The sequence below is a fragment of the Bradyrhizobium sp. genome, assembly GCF_035273305.1.
In the GTDB taxonomy this organism is placed as follows: domain Bacteria; phylum Pseudomonadota; class Alphaproteobacteria; order Rhizobiales; family Xanthobacteraceae; genus Bradyrhizobium.
This window is the reverse complement of record NZ_DATEPI010000260.1, coordinates 1-15,230: the sequence shown is the minus strand read 5'-3', so window position 1 is coordinate 15,230 and position 15,230 is coordinate 1. Positions and strand designations below refer to the sequence as shown.

Here is a 15,230-nt window from a genome sequence, read left to right as displayed (position 1 = left end):
CATCGTGCCCAGCCAAAGCGTTCACTGGTGAGCGCGGTTACGGCACCTTGATGGACAGCAGCAGGTTGGATTCATACGATCGCCAGCGATAGCCGATCCCGAAGTCGATCGGCTGCGCTCGCCTGAAGATTTCGGCGTAATCCGGCTGGTACCTGCCGGGAAATTTGTCGATAGGACGAACATATCGCCCAAATGGAAACAGCCGCCATTTTTTTGGATCGTAGAAAGCGAGTGGAATTCCAGAATCGTCCTGGATGATGACGCTGCTGTGTGAAAGCAGAAAGTTGCGGGCCGCGGTGAAATTTCCAGAGTGCAACAGATAGGATGCGCTCTTGATGAGGCTGTTGGCGGGCGCAAGCGTCTCGGAAAACTTCAGGAAGCCCGAAACCCTGACACTGCTGTTCGAGAGATCGGTCGAGAAATAATACAGCGTCTTCTGCTGGCGATCCGGCCCCGCGAATTCGATGCGCACTCCCTCCGTTACATTCTTTCGCGCATTGCCGTTGCCGAAATGAGGTGTCCCGTTCGCATCGAGCGCAACCGGAGTGACGTCACGAATGGCCTTTCCGGAACGCGCCAGGAAAACATAGAGGATCGGAAGCGTGCCGCTGAGCTGTCCTTCCCGCAAATCGAGCTTCATCGATTGCGTAACGAAAAAGCTGAAGCTGAGGATCGACCCCATCGAGCGCTCAATGTTGTACAGCGCGGCTGCCATGGCTGGTCGCGACAATCGCGTGAGATCGGAGACCATACCGGGCGGCTCCAGCGCGCTCAGGACATACGTGGTGGCGTTTGGATAAAACGCGTCGGCATAGATGAAGTCCGGTCCACTAAACATGTAGAACACAGTCGGCTTGGGCGCGGCGAGATAGGCGTCCCCCCAGGCGCGGATTTTCGAAAGCTGCCGCTGCTCAAGTTGCGCAAAGGCGGCGTCGAGAAACCGTGCATGCCGCTGCCAGGCGGGATCGCTGGTCAATCGCGCGAGCGGCGAACCGGCTGACGGCGGCATGCCGGCGAGAAAGCGAGCGGTATCATCCGCGGTTGCAATCTCCGCCGCGTGCGCAGGCGCACCGGCCAGAAAAATAGCCAGCGCGAACGCCGCAATTTCCCTGAAATACAGCACCGCTAATCGCGTTCTGCGGCGACTACCGCACTCGGCGCGGGCCGCGTGCCAAAGCGCGCATAAATCAGCAGGCCCGAAAGCATGATCAATGTGCCCAAGAACGATTGCAGCGGCCGCTCCGTCACAAGGTGATACATCATGAACGCGGTGGCCAGGAGGAACACCAGCGGCGTCACCGGGTATCCCCACGCCCGATATGGGCGTCGCAAATCGGGGTGGGTGATGCGTAACTTGATGACACCGAGCACGGTGAAGAACGAGCAGAACAACAATGCAAACTGAATGAAATCGAGCACCGCCTCGAAGCTGCGGGTGAACAGCATCAGATTGGCAACCGAAAGCTGGAAGACTATCGCGTAGGCAGGTGCGCCCTGAGGCGATTTGCGGGCGAATATCCGCAACGCCGGGATGTCCTCCCCCATCGTCATCATCACACGCGGGCCGATCCACATCATCGCGCTGATCGAAGACACCAGTCCGAGACAGATCATGGCACCGACGATGCGCCCGCCGATGTCGCCGAAGATGTAACTTCCCGCGACACGCGCGACATCGAGTTGACCGGAAAGCTTGTCGACCGGCGCGGTATAAAGGAACACCGCATTCAGCGCGACATAGAGCATCAGCACGATCAGTGTACCGGCCAGCAGCGCGCGAGGGAGATTTCGCTGCGGCAACCGCATTTCACCGATGATGTAGGTTGCCGCATTCCATCCGGAGAACGAATACATCACGAATACCAGCCCGATTGCGAACGATCCGCTCGTGACGTGCGCGAAGTCCGACGATGAGGCTGCGAACGAAATTGGTTGGGGCGTGCCGATGGCAAATCCCGTCGCCAGAAAAGCCAGGATCAGCACGAGCTTCAGTATTGTCGAGATCAACTGAAACGTGCTCGAATGCTTGACGCCGGTGAGCTGAACAAGCGATACGAGCCAGACGACCGCAATGGCGAGCGCCAGTGGCGATGCATCCGGCAGCAGCGATTTTCCATATTCGCCGAAAGCCATTGCGGCCAGTGCCACTGGAGCGGCGAAGCCTACGGTCGCGGACACCCATCCGGCCAGAAATCCTAATGAGGGGTGGAACGCGCGGCTCAGGAAATTGTATTCGCCGCTCGAGCGCGGAAACATCGCGCCGAGCTCGCTGTATGAAAACGCGCCGCACAACGCGACGACCCCGCCGGTCGTCCATAGCAGCAGAATTGAAAACCCGGAGGGGATGTCTTTGAGCTGAAAGCCAAGGCTGGTGAAGACCCCGACGCCAATCATGTCGGCTACGACTATGGCTGTCGCCACGATCAGCGAGACATTGGGACCGCCCGTGGTGAGCTGGGCCGGCCAGGCGGTGCCCCGAGTTTCTGGTCTCACCATTTTGGTCCGCGTCCCTCGGCGCCCCGTTGCGCCAGCGACTTTTCTCACCTTGCAGGCTGATCCCTGTGAATTGAAGCAATGTTAAGAATGGCCCCGATCCGCGAAATATTTGGTACGCAAATACCTTGCAAACAGGGGCGCGTCCTCTCCGCAGTTGCGAAGAGCCGGCCACCGCCTCACAATCAAGCCACTCTTTCGTGCGTCTGCTCGCGTTCGTTGGGAGTTTTTGAAAAGCTTGACGTCACTGCAATGGTGACGAGCTGACATATGCCGATCGCCGGCGGACCTTGGGGCAGTGGGTACATGGTCGGGGTGGTATTTCAGGCGCCTCGCACAGGCCGGGCAAGATCACCGCTCTGGGCCAGAGATTTGTGGTGCGCTGATTCGTATGCGAACTCGCATGCTCGGCGCGGCATTTCCACGCTCCTTACGGTTATTCCGTTGTGTCTCGTTCTCGTCCAGTGCGGGCAAGCGCCGGAGGCCGGGACGCTTGCAGCTCACTCGCAAGCCTCGTCAGGCGACACGTTTGAGGACCGTTTTCCAAGAACGCCTTCTGGCGAGCGCATGCCGGTGGCGAATCAAAGCCTCGAGCAGCGCGAGCCGATGGGCATTGTCGGCATTCCAGATGAGCATGCGCCATATCGCGTCGCTTCGTTGACCCCGACCACACCCGAACAGCCTCGGCAGCGGGAAGACCAAACGACCTTGGTCAGCCTGAGATCTTCGGCATTTCCCTACTTCGGCAACAGTCCCGTTACGGACCAGCCATTCCTTAATGTTTCCAAGGATGGACGCCGCGGTCACCGCAGCTTGGGCGGTCGGGTTTACTGGCAAAACGAGACCTATAGCGACAGCCGCGTGCTAATGCACGTCCCGCAATATTTCGACATTCGCAAACCCGGTATCATCGTCGTGTTTTTCCACGGCAACGGAGCCACCCTGGAACGCGACGTGCGCGACCGGCAATTGGTGCCGCAACAGATTTCGGAATCCGGCGTCAATGCCGTGTTGCTCGCGCCCCAGCTTGCGGTCGACGCCGCGGATTCCAGCGCTGGAAAATTCTGGCAGCCGGCTGGCCTGAAACAGTTCGTCTCGGAGTCAGCCGGTCATCTGGCTCGTATTTACGGAGACCCGGGAGCAGCCAGGCAATTTGCGAAACTGCCCGTGATTATCGTCGGGTACAGCGGTGGTTTCATGCCGGCGGCGTGGAGCCTGGAAGTCGGTGGGCTCGGCAATCAAGTTCGCGGCGTGTTCCTGCTCGATGCGATTTACGGCGAATTGGACAAGTTCGCATCCTGGATCGAAAACAACCGGTCCGGCGTTTTCGTCAGCGCTTACACGCATTTCACCAAGAGGCACGACGAAGATTTGATAAGAATGCTCGGAGAAAAAGGCATTGCCGTCTCCGATACGATGGATACTCCACTGCGCCCCGGCAGCGTCGTTTTCATCATTACCGCCGACACGGCCTCGCATCGCGATTACGTCACTCGAGCATGGACGGAAAGTCCTCTCAAGGACGTGCTCGTCAAGATTGCGGCAACTCCGGCGCTTACGAAAGTGGCGACAACAGGATCATCTTCCGCAGGCCGATGAGAAGAAGCTAGTTCGCCGGAGTCAGAATTTCGGGATTTTCTCGGCGAAGCCGTTGAAACAGGTCAGCCGCTCGTCTTCTTCCTTAGTGAAACGGCAATCCGCGACAGCTTTCGCGGCCGGCGCCTTGGGATTGGGCTTTGGCGGAAAGATTGCATCATAGCAATCGAGCCGCCCCTTGGTGCCGTCGTCAATTTCGAGACACGCCTGCAACTTCTCCGCAACCGACTGGTGTTTCTGCTTGGCGGCGGCGACATTCCGCGGCTTGACCTGCACCAGCGGCTTTCCCCCGACGGTCGGCGGCTTACTCGCGCGCGGCGCCGTGGCTTCCGGCGGCGCGGTCGCCTGAGCGGCTGCCGCGCCGGAATACATGACGAGAACGAGCGCGAGCATTGCCTTCATGTCAGCCCCCAGTTCACTGAATCCTCGCTTGTCGATGTAAGGCAACGCAAGCTTCGAGTCGAGCGGGCTCGCAGCGTCCGACCGGAAATCCCTGGGCAAAAGTGGGCGGTTTAACAGCGTCGGCCGGCTCGACTCGTTTAGGCGCGTACTCATAGTTCGGTTCAGCAGCCGCGGTTCAACTGGGTCCCTGTTGAGCCTAGTGAACGTGGGCTGGACCGGTCACTTCGCCCTCCTCCACGCAAACTCCAGCGTCACGCCTGCAGGCGTGCGGGGGTTCGTGAACTTCATTTCGTCGACGGCAACAGACGTAATGATCCGGCGCTGATTAGGGGCCCCGACGAGATTTGGGAACGTGCTCGTCTCTATGTTCAGGTGGATCGTTTTCGTGTTTTCGTCCACTACATAAGTCCCGGTGTAGGCAATTGATCCTGAGGCGACGGCCATCGCCTCTTCCGGAGACGGTCGGGTAGTTTCGTTTGACGCGTACTTAGGATTGTCGGTTCGTGTCGTTATGAAGTGAAAACGGCCATCAGCAGTGTACGTGACTGCGCCCTGCAAGCTCGGTCGTTGCACGTCGCTGCCATCCTCGCGCTTACCTGTGCTCGAAATGTAAATCCAGGTGCCGACCAATTGGTCCTTGAGTGACTTTGCTTGGGCAAAGCTTCTGTTCGCTAACGCAAAATCTGTAAATAACGCGGCCAAGGATAGAACCAGTGCGTAGCGCCTATTCATGCAAGCCCTCGTTGATAAAAATCGAATGCGCAGAAAAAGAGGCTTCTACAAAATAGTCAAAGCCGCAGTCACGAACAAGTATGTTGGGCTTGAGGCTGTCGCTCCGGGTTAATGAGTCCACGCCTAGTTAGGCAGGGCTGGCGAGCCGTGCCGTGGCTTCGTCATCGCCACGATTGTCAGTGCCAGCGCGACAAAACCCATCGCGACGTAGCCTGTGCCATGAAGCAGGTCGCGCGCGTAGAGCACGGCGCCGATGGCCGAGCCCACGGCCTGGCCGATGTATAGCACTGACGTGTTGAGCGAGACCGATGCGGACGCGAGCGCGGGCGCCGCGCCAACAAGCCTCACCTGCTGCATCGAGTTGGTCGATGCAAACCCCAAACCCCAGATCGCGACGGAGCACGCCATCAATGGGTAGATACCGGCGCTGAGCGCCCAGCCGGTCACGCCCGTGAGCATGATCACGGTAAACAACAGCGAAGTATTGTAGGCGCCCCAGGAATCGACGATCCGGGTGGCGATCGCAACTCCGACAAAGCCGAAGATACCGTAGAGCGCAAATACAAGCCCCACCGCATCGGCGCTGGCGCCCGTCAATTTGGTCAGCAGCGGCCCCATGAAGGTGAACACCACAAATTGCCCGGACATTTGCAAGGTCGTGATCAACAGCAGCAAAACAATCATCCGGTTTCGCGCCAGATCGACCCATGTCTTGAGAACGACCGGTGAGCCGATCAATCCTCGGGGCAGTCGCCAGGCCAGCAGCAGAAAGCTAACGCAGCCCAACAATCCGATACTGCCATAGACCGCGCGCCAACCGTACCGACTGGCGATGAACGTGATCAACGGCAGGCCCACCGCAGCCGCGAGTGACCATCCGAGAAAGACATAGGCAATCGTACTCCCCCGCTTCTCCGGCGGCACGATGAGGGCGGCAGTGCCCGCGGCCTGTGGCGTATAAAGCGCGCCAATCGCGAGCATGATCAGGCGAGTGATCAGCAGCGTCATGTAGTCAGGAGCCAGTGCGGACGCGAGATTGGTAAGCGCCAGCACCGCGAGCGTTGTCGTGAGTAAAGTGCGGCGATCGATACGGCTGGTCATCCAGGCCGTCATCGGCGAGCCGATGCACAGCATGACTGCCCCGAAGGTGATCAGCAGTCCACCGTCGCGGACGCTGACATCGAGTCCTTGCGACAATTCCATCAACATTCCCGCCGGGGCAAGCACCGAACAGCCGGTCAGGATGTTTCCGAGCATCAGGGAAGTTGGGACAAAGCTGCGACCAACGTGCACGTCTTCAAGCGGTTTCATGCAAGTGCATTTAACTCATATCCGTGTGAATTGACAGAGCCGCCCCGATTTGAACGGCTCCCTTGCGGCTTGGCGGATTGCAAGCCGCGAATCCCCTGCTATACCGCTGTTCCGCTTACCTGCCCTCGTCCGCAGGAGTGAGCTAAAGGAGTTACCGATGACGGAATTTAAGTTCGGCCTCAGCAATCTGAAACCCATGGAATCCGGCAAAGTTGCGCTCACCTTCCCGGACGGCGCGAGACGCGAATTCCCCAAAAACATCACAGGGCTCGAGATCGCAAAGGGCATTTCACCCTCGCTTGCGAAGCGCACGGTCGCGATGGCGCTTGATGGCGTGGTGCTCGATCTGGCCGACGCGATCGATCATGATGCCAAAATTGAATTCCTTTCCCGCGACGACGCCCGCGCACTGGAACTGATCCGGCATGACGCCGCCCACGTGCTCGCCGAGGCAGTGCAGTCGCTGTGGCCCGGCACGCAGGTCACCATCGGGCCGGTGATCGAGAACGGCTTCTACTATGATTTCTTCCGCAACGAGCCGTTTACGCCGGAGGATTTCGCGGCGATCGAGAAGAAGATGCGCGAGATCATCGCGCGCGACCGGCCGTTCACCAAGGAAATCTGGACGCGCGAACAGGCCAGACAGGTGTTTCGCGACAACGGCGAGACGTTCAAGGTCGAACTCGTAGACGCGATTCCGGCCGACCAGGCCATCAAGATTTACAAGCAGGGCGACTGGTTCGATCTGTGCCGCGGCCCGCACATGACGTCGACCGGTAAGGTCGGCAACGCCTTCAAACTGATGAAAGTGGCCGGCGCCTATTGGCGTGGCGACAGCAATAACCCGATGCTGACGCGCATCTACGGTACCGCCTTCGCCAAACAGGAAGAGCTGGATGCTTATCTGAAGCAGATCGAGGAAGCCGAGAAGCGTGACCACCGGAAGCTCGGCCGCGAGCTCGACCTGTTTCATTTCCAGGAAGAAGGTCCGGGCGTAGTGTTCTGGCACGCAAAGGGCTGGACCATCTTTCAGGCTGTCATAGCCTACATGCGACGGCGGCTCGCAGGCACTTATGACGAAGTCAACGCCCCGCAGATTCTTGACAAATCGCTTTGGGAAACGTCCGGTCACTGGGATTGGTATCGCGAGAACATGTTCGCCGCCCAATCCGCCGGCGATGAGGCTGAAGACAAGCGCTGGTTTGCGCTAAAGCCGATGAACTGTCCGGGCCATGTGCAAATCTTCAAGCATGGCCTGAAAAGTTATCGCGACCTGCCCCTGCGTTTGGCCGAGTTCGGGATCGTCCATCGCTATGAAGCTTCAGGCGCGATGCACGGGCTGATGCGCGTGCGCGGCTTCACGCAGGACGATGCCCACACCTTCTGTACGGAATCGCAACTCGCCGACGAGTGCCTGAGGATCAACGATCTGATTCTGTCGGTCTACGCCGATTTCGGCTTTGAGGGCGACCTCAAGGTCAATCTTTCGACCCGGCCGGAAAAACGCGTCGGCACCGACGAAATGTGGGATCATGCCGAGCGCGTAATGGCGACAGTGCTGTCGCAGATTGAGGCGCAAGGCCATAACCAGGGCGTCAAGACCGCGATCAACCCCGGCGAAGGCGCGTTCTACGGGCCGAAATTCGAATACGTATTGCGCGATGCAATCGGCCGCGATTGGCAATGCGGCACCACGCAGATCGACTTCAACCTGCCCCAGCGGTTCGGCGCTTTCTACATCGACGCCGACGGCTCGAAGAAAGTACCGGTCATGGTACATCGCGCAATCTGCGGTTCGATGGAGCGCTTCATCGGCATCCTGATAGAGCACTATGCCGGCAATTTTCCGCTTTGGCTGGCTCCGGTCCAGGCCGTCGTCACCACCATCACCTCGGAAGGCGACGAATACGCCAAAGTGGTAGCCGCCGCGGCACGGCGCGCGGGGCTTCGCGTCGACATCGATCTTCGCAACGAAAAGATCAACTACAAGGTTCGCGAGCATTCATTAGCCAAGATCCCGGCACTGCTTGTGGTCGGCAAGAAGGAAGCTGAAACGCATTCGGTTTCAATCCGGCGGCTCGGCAGCGAAGGACAGCAGGTGTTGCCGACAGATGATGCGATCGCCGCGCTGGTCGATGAGGCCACTCCGCCGGATATCAAGCGCGCGCGAGCGATAGCCCCCGATCATCGATGAAAGAGACCGCCGTGCCCGATGCTCTCGATCTGCTGAGGACTCGTCGATCCATCAAGCCGCGCGAGATGACCGCTCCGGGCCCCTCGTCTGCCGAGCTCGAAACGATTCTGACAATCGGCGCGCGGGTGCCCGACCATGGGAAGCTGGCTCCGTGGCGCTTTATTGTATTCGAAGGTGATGCGCGGGCGCGCGCGAGCGAGATGATCGCGAAGATTTTCGCGGCGAAGAATCCGAACGCGCAAGCCGCGGAGATCGAGAAGGAAAAACGCCGGCTCACCGATGCGCCGCTGGTGATTGGCGTCGTCAGCTCTGCCAAGCCGCATCCAAAGGTACCGGCCTGGGAGCAGGAATTGTCAGCCGGCGCCAGCGCCATGAACATCGTCACGGCGGCAACTGCTTTGGGTTACGGGGCGTGCTGGCTCACCGGTTGGTTCGCCTTTGATCGCGACGTGCTCGACGCCTTGGGATTGAAAGCCGAAGAAAAGCTTGCCGGCTTCGTCCACATCGGCACCGCCATGAAGCCGACAGAAGATCGGCCGCGCCCGGTTCTCTCGGAGATCGTGACGCGATTTTAATCGTCGGGAAGTGTGGGAACGCGTTTGGGCAGACGAACGCGACAGCGCGCCATCAGCGCGCGATCACCTCGACCTCGCCGTCGACGCCGTTCACGACATTGAAGGGACGCTCGTACACTTTTCCCTCATTCTTCGCGATGGCCCGATATTCCCCTTCGGACAAGACGACGCGGGGAAATGCACCAATTGATTCCTTGATGACGTCGCCGCCAGGCGTAATCACCGACCACGCTGTGTTCGCCAGCGCCTCGCCGCCCTTGTCGCTGACGAGCTTAAGCGTGATGACAGCGGCGCGATGGGTGATGGTCACATCCGTCAGCTTGCCCGCCTGAACGCGAATATCGGAGCGCACCACGGAGTTGGCGTCGCCATAATTGGAAATGATGTAGTAGGTCCCTTCCGGCAGCAGCACCAGATCGCCGGCGGAGACGTTCGGCAGCATGGAGGCGCGCTCGCCCACGTCAAACTGGCTACCCTTGTAGATCGAGAACACGACCTGGTTTTGCGGAATCTTGCTGCCGCCTACCCGACCTTCGATTCGAAGGCCGCCGGCCGGCAGCAGGAAGGATTCGCGGTCGGTCTCGGGTTTCAGCGTCACCGCACGAACTGCGCTGACCACTCCGAAGGCGACATGAACCACATAACCGCCCGGCGGCAGCACGATATTCGGCGTGGCGCCGCGATCCTCACGGATCAGCTTGAAGTTGCCGGTCTCGTCCGGCCGGTCAGAAAATACCCGCCATATCAATCCGCTGGTGATGATGGGGAGGTCTTTGCCGTAGCGCGCGGTCAGCGACAATACGCCCTGATTGGGGACCGCAGCACCTTGGGGAGCCAGCACGGGCGGCACGGCCGCCGTCGATGGTTGCGGCATTGGCGAAGCCACGCTCGGAATCGATGCCGGACCGGTGGATGGAGCCAGATTCATGGCCGGCGCCGCCGGTTCGGGCACCGATGCCGGGGGCACTGGGGGTGGTTGATCGATAAACATCTGGGCTGAGGCCGGGGAAATCAGAGCCCAGATCAGCCCGCCGACCGTTGCAAGTGCCGGCAGCAAGCGCCCGCCCTGCACGAATCGATCGATGCCGTTCCCCCCAGAAGTCATCGGCATGCTTTTCACCGAAAACGCGGCAAATTCAAGCCTGCGGGTCTGCTGGATTTCCGTTCTGGAACCGACACTAATACCAACGTGTTGTTTTGGCCGCCGCGATCCAGTCACAATGGCTGCCTAGGCCCGCCGCAACGCCGGCATAAACTATGCTTGCGATAAGTTCTGGCAGGCTACGCCGTAACGGATAGCCTCGGGGGCTGGAGACACGATGTGCTGGAAATTTTGATCGGACGAAGTCAAAGCGGCTCTGAAGGCAAGGAGAAGGTGGGCCTTGGCACCATCCGGCGGCCGGTGATCGGGCTTGCGCTTGGCGGCGGTGCCGCACGCGGATTTGCCCACATCGGCATCATCCGGACGTTGGTTGCGCATGGCATTATCCCCAACGTAATCGTCGGCACCTCGATCGGCGCGGTGGTCGGCGGCGCTCATGCGGCGGGGCAGTTGGACAGGCTGGAGGAATGGGCGCGCAGCCTGCAGCCGCGGAATATTTTTGGTTACCTGGATATCCGCCTAAACGGTTCCGGTTTGATCGGCGGCGCCAAGCTTGCGGCCCAATTGGAGACCGCGATCGGTCCGACGCTGATGGAGGACCTGCCGATCAAGTTTGCGACGGTGGCGACCGAAGTGCGCACCGGCCATGAAATCTGGCTCACTCACGGCCGCATGGTCGACGCCATACGCGCCTCTTACGCACTGCCCGGGATTTTCTCCCCCGTGCTGGTGGGTGACCGATGGCTGGTCGACGGCGCCTTGGTCAATCCGGTGCCGGTGTCGGCGGCCCGCGCGCTCGGCGCCGAAATCGTGATCGCCGCCAATCTATCGAGCGATGTCTTTACCCATAGCACCACGATCTATTCTCACGGCGCGCCGGCAGACGCGCCGGAGCAGATTATCGAAGCGATACCGCCGAAACGCGGCTTCGGCAGGTTGTTCTCCGCAGAGCGCACCATGAAGCGCGAGTTCTTTGGCGGCGGCGGGCGGCCTGGCATCTCAAGCGTGATGGTCGATGCCTTCAACATCATGCAGGACCGAATCACTCGCGCCCGTCTGGCCGGCGATCCGCCCGATCTGTTGATCACGCCTCGAGTAGGACAGATCGGCTGGTTCGATTTCCACCGCGCCGGCGATCTCATCTCGTTCGGGGCGCGCGCCGCCGAGCGCGCCATCGACTCCATTCAAGAGGCCATCCAGATACTCGCGCCTGGCGCGCCCAGCCCTGCTCCGACACTCGAGAAGGCGCCCTGATCGAGCCGAGAGCAATCAGGCGGTCTTGATGTACTCGCGCATCGCCTCCTGCTCCATCTCGTATTCACGAACGCGCCACTTGACGATGTCGCCGATCGAGATCAGGCCAACGACCACCCCCTCCTCGACCACAGGCAGATGCCGGAATTTGCCCAGCGTCATGATCTCCATGATCCCGGCAACAGTGTCAGCTTGTCGGCAACTGACGACCTTGCGCGTCATGGTCGCGCTGACCGGTTCGTCGAGCACCCGGGCTCCGCGTTCTCCGAGCACTCGAACGATGTCGCGCTCCGACAAGATGCCTTCGATACGGCCCTTGCTCATCACCAGCAAGGCACCGATTTTTCGTTCGCTCAGAACCTTTATCGCTGCCGAGAGCTTCACGTCCGGTTCGACGCTCTCAATGTGATGGCCTTTAGAATCGAGAATTGCACGTACCGTCATTGTCGTCTCCCCTGAAGCCGATCGCGCCCTTTGAGCCGGCGCCATCTTTGTTCCGCGAGTCTTCAATCAACAGTTTAGCGCTGCATTTGTTGCGGCGCGTTCGGCAAGTACGGCCATAAGCACAGCTTACGCCTTGTCTGATTGCAGCCGATGATGAATGAAATGGCTTTGCGCCGCAAGCAATGATCAGGGACGCCGCGATCCATCTTGCGATGACGCATCGGCAGCATGCGTAGGGGTGCCCGGCACCGGATCGAATAGCGAAAACAACAGCAGGCCGGCGAAAAATCCGCCGATATGCGCCTGCCAGGCAACGCTCACGCCCTCGGTTCCGATTGAGATCGAGCCCAACCCGAAGATGATGTTAACTCCAAACCAGACGCCGAGAAAACCAAGTACGCGGGGATTGCGAAGCGCGCGTGAAAGCGAAAGCGCCGGCACCTTCGCGGCGGCATCTGCATCGCCGCGGCTGAACGAGAGAAAGCTGCCCTTCACGAACGCAAAGCGAATGGCGGCCGCCATCGCGCCTGAGACCGACGCCGAAGCCCCGATCATAGGTGCCACTGCGTGCTCATGGGTCACCAGATGCGCCAGTGCGCCCGCTATCGCCGTTACCGCCATGAACAGGAAAAACCTGAGGGCGCCAAAGCGGCGCGCAAGTGCGCTACCAAACGGCAACAGCCACAGCACATTGAAGGCGATATGGCTGAAACTGGCGTGCAGGAGCGAATATGTCACGAACGTCCAGACCCGCGCGCCGGCGCCACCTGGAAAATCGATCGATAGCAACGTTGAATCGTAGCGCTTCGGAATAAACCCGAACACGTCGATGGTCCAATTCTCCCACTCGACCGGCAGCAATACGCGCAAATGAATAACTGCCAGCAGCAGGACATACGCGGTCAACGGCCCCGGGAGCGTCAGGATCGGCTCGCGCGGTGGTGGGGTGGAAAGTTGTGGCGGCGATTCCAAGGGCTTCAAAACCTGAAGTGAGCGGCTGATGCGGACTGCCCCCCATAGGCGGGTTGTCCACACTGCGCAAGCGCGCCTTGATGACAGGCAAACAAACGCCCTGCCTTGAGGCTGTTAGCGACCAGACCTTGATGATCAACCACGCGTCGCGCGTAGTGATGGCTGAAAACGTGAAAGACCCCCGGAGTGTCAGTACGCCCGGATCGTCCAGGCCCCCGCCCCTCGTGGCGAGGCATTTCGTCGCGTCCTCAGGTCGCGCTATTCCGCGGCGAGTAAAAACCACGTGAGCCGCGTCTAGCTCGGCTAGCCGGATCGCATGTTTCTCAGGGGGAATTGAACGATTCCCCCTGCCGAGGCGTTTATGGCCCACTTCCAGCTTTGAATGAGCGGGGAAAGCTGTGGCCTGCTGCCATGATTAGTTCAGCGATTGTCCGGATCGTCGACTACTGCGCCCGGTTCCGGTGGGCAGTGGTCATTGCCGGCACAGTCCTGATGGTTGCAACCGCCGTTTACGATCTCGCCCAATTCTCCATCAATACCGATGTCGAAGGTCTGATTGCCCAAGACCTGCCCTGGCATCAGAGACAGGTCGAGTTATCAAAGGCCTTTCCTCAGAAAGGCATTTCGGCGGTGGTCGAAGCCCCAACCGCCGAGAACGCGTCATTGGCAACGGACGAACTCGCACAGCGTCTCTCGAAAGATACAAGCCTGTTTCCGTTGGTGGGGCAGCCCGATAGCGGCGAATTTTTCGAACGCAACGGTTTGCTGTTCGGCTCTCCTGCCGAAGTCCAAAAAAGTGCCGAGGGGTTGGCGCACGCTCAGCCGATGATCGCAACCCTGGCTGCGGATCCGAGCCTTCGTGGCGTGATGAAGACTCTGTCATTTGCGGCCGAAGGGGTGCGCCGAGGCCAGATCAAGCTCAGTCAACTGAAATGGCCGCTCACGCTTGCAGACCAGACCTTGAGCGACTTGTTGGCCGGTAAGCCGACTACTTTCTCGTGGGAAGAGTTGCTACAGGGCCACAAGCTCCGTTCGGACGAATTGCGGCATTTTATCGAAGTGCAGCCTGCGTTGGACTTTTCACAATTGCAGCCCGGAAAAAAGGCGACCGATGGCATTCGCCGCGCCGTAGCCGATCTGGAACTGCAGGGCAAATACGGCGCGACGGTCAAGCTGACCGGTCAGGTGCCGATGAATGATGATCAGTTCTCGGTGATCAGGCACAGCGCGCTGCGCGACACGCTGATGGCGGTACTCGGCGTGCTGATCGTTCTTTGGCTCGCCTTACGTTCCTGGAAAATCATCGTCGCGGTTTTCTTCAGCCTCATCGTAGGACTTGCGGCGACGGCCGCGATTGGTCTCGCGATGGTCGGCTCTTTCAATCTGATCTCGATCGCCTTTTTTGTGCTGTTTGTCGGTCTTGGAGTCGACTTCGGCATTCAATTCAGCGTGCGATATCGGAGCGAGCGGCACGACCGCGACAATCTGGCCGAGGCTCTGCGATCGGCGGCGCGCAAGGCCGGCGATCCGCTCGCGCTCGCGGCTGTCGCCACTGCCGTCGGCTTTTTTTCCTTTTTGCCGACCAGCTACCGCGGCCTTTCGGAATTGGGATTGATCGCGGGTTGCGGCATGCTGGTCGCATTCTTGTGCAGCATCACGCTGGTCCCGGCGATGCTGGCACTGCTCAATCCAGCCGGCGAAGCGGCGCCGATCGGCTTCCGGAGCCTTGCCCCTCTTGATGATTTTCTTCAGCGCCATCGTGTCGCGGTTGTAGCCGGCACCATTCTGGTCGTGCTGGCCGGCACGCCGTTGTTGCTGCATTTGCGTTTCGATTTCAATCCGGTGGATTTGCAAAGTCCGGAATCCCCCTCGGTCGTGACCTACCGTCAACTGCAGAGCGATCCGCAAACAAGCGGCAACGATGCGGAAGTTCTAGCGCCATCGCTTGAAGCGGCCGACGCAATTGCCAAGCGGCTGTCCGCCTTACCCGAGGTCTCGCGGACATTGACGCTCTCCAGTTTCATCCCCTCCGATCAGGAGCAGAAGATAGCAGCTCTGAAGGCGGCGTCGCGTCCGCTCGGTCCAGCCCTCAATCCACCGAGACAGCAGCCGGCACCAACCGATCAAGAGAATGTCGCCGCAATCCAGAGCGCGT

At 59.8% G+C, this 15,230-nt stretch carries 13 protein-coding genes; 5 read left to right on the top strand and 8 right to left on the bottom strand.

Annotated features, from left to right (window positions below):
• Positions 1-37: 37 nt before the first annotated feature.
• Both VJV58_RS17325 and VJV58_RS17320 read right to left on the bottom strand, forming a co-directional pair.
• Complete coding sequence (locus VJV58_RS17325; protein WP_414641520.1) at positions 38-1,123, bottom strand: hypothetical protein; 1,086 nt, start codon at positions 1,121-1,123, stop codon at positions 38-40.
• A 2-nt stretch (positions 1,124-1,125) separates the two neighbouring features.
• A complete protein-coding gene (locus VJV58_RS17320; RefSeq protein WP_414641519.1) occupies positions 1,126-2,496 on the bottom strand; it encodes an APC family permease in 1,371 nt (456 codons plus the stop codon).
• Between the two features lie 564 nt (positions 2,497-3,060).
• Here VJV58_RS17320 and VJV58_RS17315 point away from each other — a divergent pair.
• Complete coding sequence (locus tag VJV58_RS17315) at positions 3,061-4,092, top strand: alpha/beta hydrolase (RefSeq protein WP_324138586.1); 1,032 nt, start codon at positions 3,061-3,063, stop codon at positions 4,090-4,092.
• Between the two features lie 21 nt (positions 4,093-4,113).
• On the opposite strand, the gene VJV58_RS17310 is transcribed toward VJV58_RS17315, so the two are convergent.
• From VJV58_RS17310 to VJV58_RS17300, 3 genes are all read right to left on the bottom strand, one after another.
• Positions 4,114-4,491 (bottom strand): hypothetical protein, encoded by a 378-nt coding sequence (locus VJV58_RS17310; protein ID WP_324138585.1) that lies wholly within the window; start codon positions 4,489-4,491, stop codon positions 4,114-4,116.
• 219 nt (positions 4,492-4,710) lie between these two features.
• Positions 4,711-5,223, bottom strand: coding sequence for a lipocalin-like domain-containing protein (locus VJV58_RS17305; protein ID WP_324138584.1), 513 nt, complete (start codon positions 5,221-5,223; stop codon positions 4,711-4,713).
• 123 nt (positions 5,224-5,346) lie between these two features.
• Positions 5,347-6,534 (bottom strand): MFS transporter, encoded by a 1,188-nt coding sequence (locus VJV58_RS17300; protein ID WP_324138583.1) that lies wholly within the window; start codon positions 6,532-6,534, stop codon positions 5,347-5,349.
• A gap of 157 nt (positions 6,535-6,691) precedes the next feature.
• Between VJV58_RS17300 and thrS the strand changes: the two genes are divergently transcribed.
• Together thrS and VJV58_RS17290 are read left to right on the top strand one after the other, a co-directional pair.
• A complete protein-coding gene (gene thrS, locus VJV58_RS17295; RefSeq protein WP_324138582.1) occupies positions 6,692-8,728 on the top strand; it encodes a threonine--tRNA ligase in 2,037 nt (678 codons plus the stop codon).
• Positions 8,729-8,739: 11 nt separating this feature from the next.
• Positions 8,740-9,303 (top strand): nitroreductase, encoded by a 564-nt coding sequence (locus tag VJV58_RS17290; protein ID WP_324138589.1) that lies wholly within the window; start codon positions 8,740-8,742, stop codon positions 9,301-9,303.
• A gap of 52 nt (positions 9,304-9,355) precedes the next feature.
• Here the strand turns inward: VJV58_RS17290 and VJV58_RS17285 are convergent, their stop codons facing one another.
• Entirely contained in the window at positions 9,356-10,408 is a 1,053-nt protein-coding gene (locus VJV58_RS17285; RefSeq protein WP_324138588.1) for a hypothetical protein, read from the bottom strand.
• Between the two features lie 216 nt (positions 10,409-10,624).
• Here VJV58_RS17285 and VJV58_RS17280 point away from each other — a divergent pair, with 216 nt between their 5' ends.
• Positions 10,625-11,659, top strand: coding sequence for a patatin-like phospholipase family protein (locus tag VJV58_RS17280; RefSeq protein ID WP_324138581.1), 1,035 nt, complete (start codon positions 10,625-10,627; stop codon positions 11,657-11,659).
• Between the two features lie 15 nt (positions 11,660-11,674).
• Here the strand turns inward: VJV58_RS17280 and VJV58_RS17275 are convergent, their stop codons facing one another.
• Together VJV58_RS17275 and VJV58_RS17270 are read right to left on the bottom strand one after the other, a co-directional pair.
• On the bottom strand, positions 11,675-12,103 hold the full coding sequence (locus VJV58_RS17275; RefSeq protein WP_324138580.1) for a CBS domain-containing protein: 429 nt from the start codon (positions 12,101-12,103) through the stop codon (positions 11,675-11,677).
• Positions 12,104-12,289: 186 nt separating this feature from the next.
• Positions 12,290-13,084 carry a rhomboid family intramembrane serine protease gene (locus tag VJV58_RS17270; RefSeq protein ID WP_414641518.1) on the bottom strand — a complete coding sequence of 265 codons (795 nt, stop codon included), beginning with the start codon at positions 13,082-13,084 and terminating at the stop codon, positions 12,290-12,292.
• Positions 13,085-13,486: 402 nt separating this feature from the next.
• Between VJV58_RS17270 and VJV58_RS17265 the strand changes: the two genes are divergently transcribed.
• Positions 13,487-15,230, top strand: a 1,744-nt coding sequence (locus tag VJV58_RS17265) for an MMPL family transporter (protein WP_324138578.1), incomplete at its 3' end; no start/stop codon positions are given.

What these genes read in the sequence shown, in the direction of transcription:
- VJV58_RS17320 (WP_414641519.1), bottom strand. Translation starts at nt 2,496, where the DNA reads ATGGTGAGACCAGAAACTCGGGGCACCGCCTGGCCGGCCCAGCTCACC.
- VJV58_RS17315 (WP_324138586.1), top strand. Translation starts at nt 3,061, where the DNA reads ATGCCGGTGGCGAATCAAAGCCTCGAGCAGCGCGAGCCGATGGGCATT.
- VJV58_RS17310 (WP_324138585.1), bottom strand. Translation starts at nt 4,491, where the DNA reads ATGAAGGCAATGCTCGCGCTCGTTCTCGTCATGTATTCCGGCGCGGCA.
- VJV58_RS17305 (WP_324138584.1), bottom strand. Translation starts at nt 5,223, where the DNA reads ATGAATAGGCGCTACGCACTGGTTCTATCCTTGGCCGCGTTATTTACA.
- VJV58_RS17300 (WP_324138583.1), bottom strand. Translation starts at nt 6,534, where the DNA reads ATGAAACCGCTTGAAGACGTGCACGTTGGTCGCAGCTTTGTCCCAACT.
- thrS (WP_324138582.1), top strand. Translation starts at nt 6,692, where the DNA reads ATGACGGAATTTAAGTTCGGCCTCAGCAATCTGAAACCCATGGAATCC.
- VJV58_RS17285 (WP_324138588.1), bottom strand. Translation starts at nt 10,408, where the DNA reads ATGACTTCTGGGGGGAACGGCATCGATCGATTCGTGCAGGGCGGGCGC.
- VJV58_RS17275 (WP_324138580.1), bottom strand. Translation starts at nt 12,103, where the DNA reads ATGACGGTACGTGCAATTCTCGATTCTAAAGGCCATCACATTGAGAGC.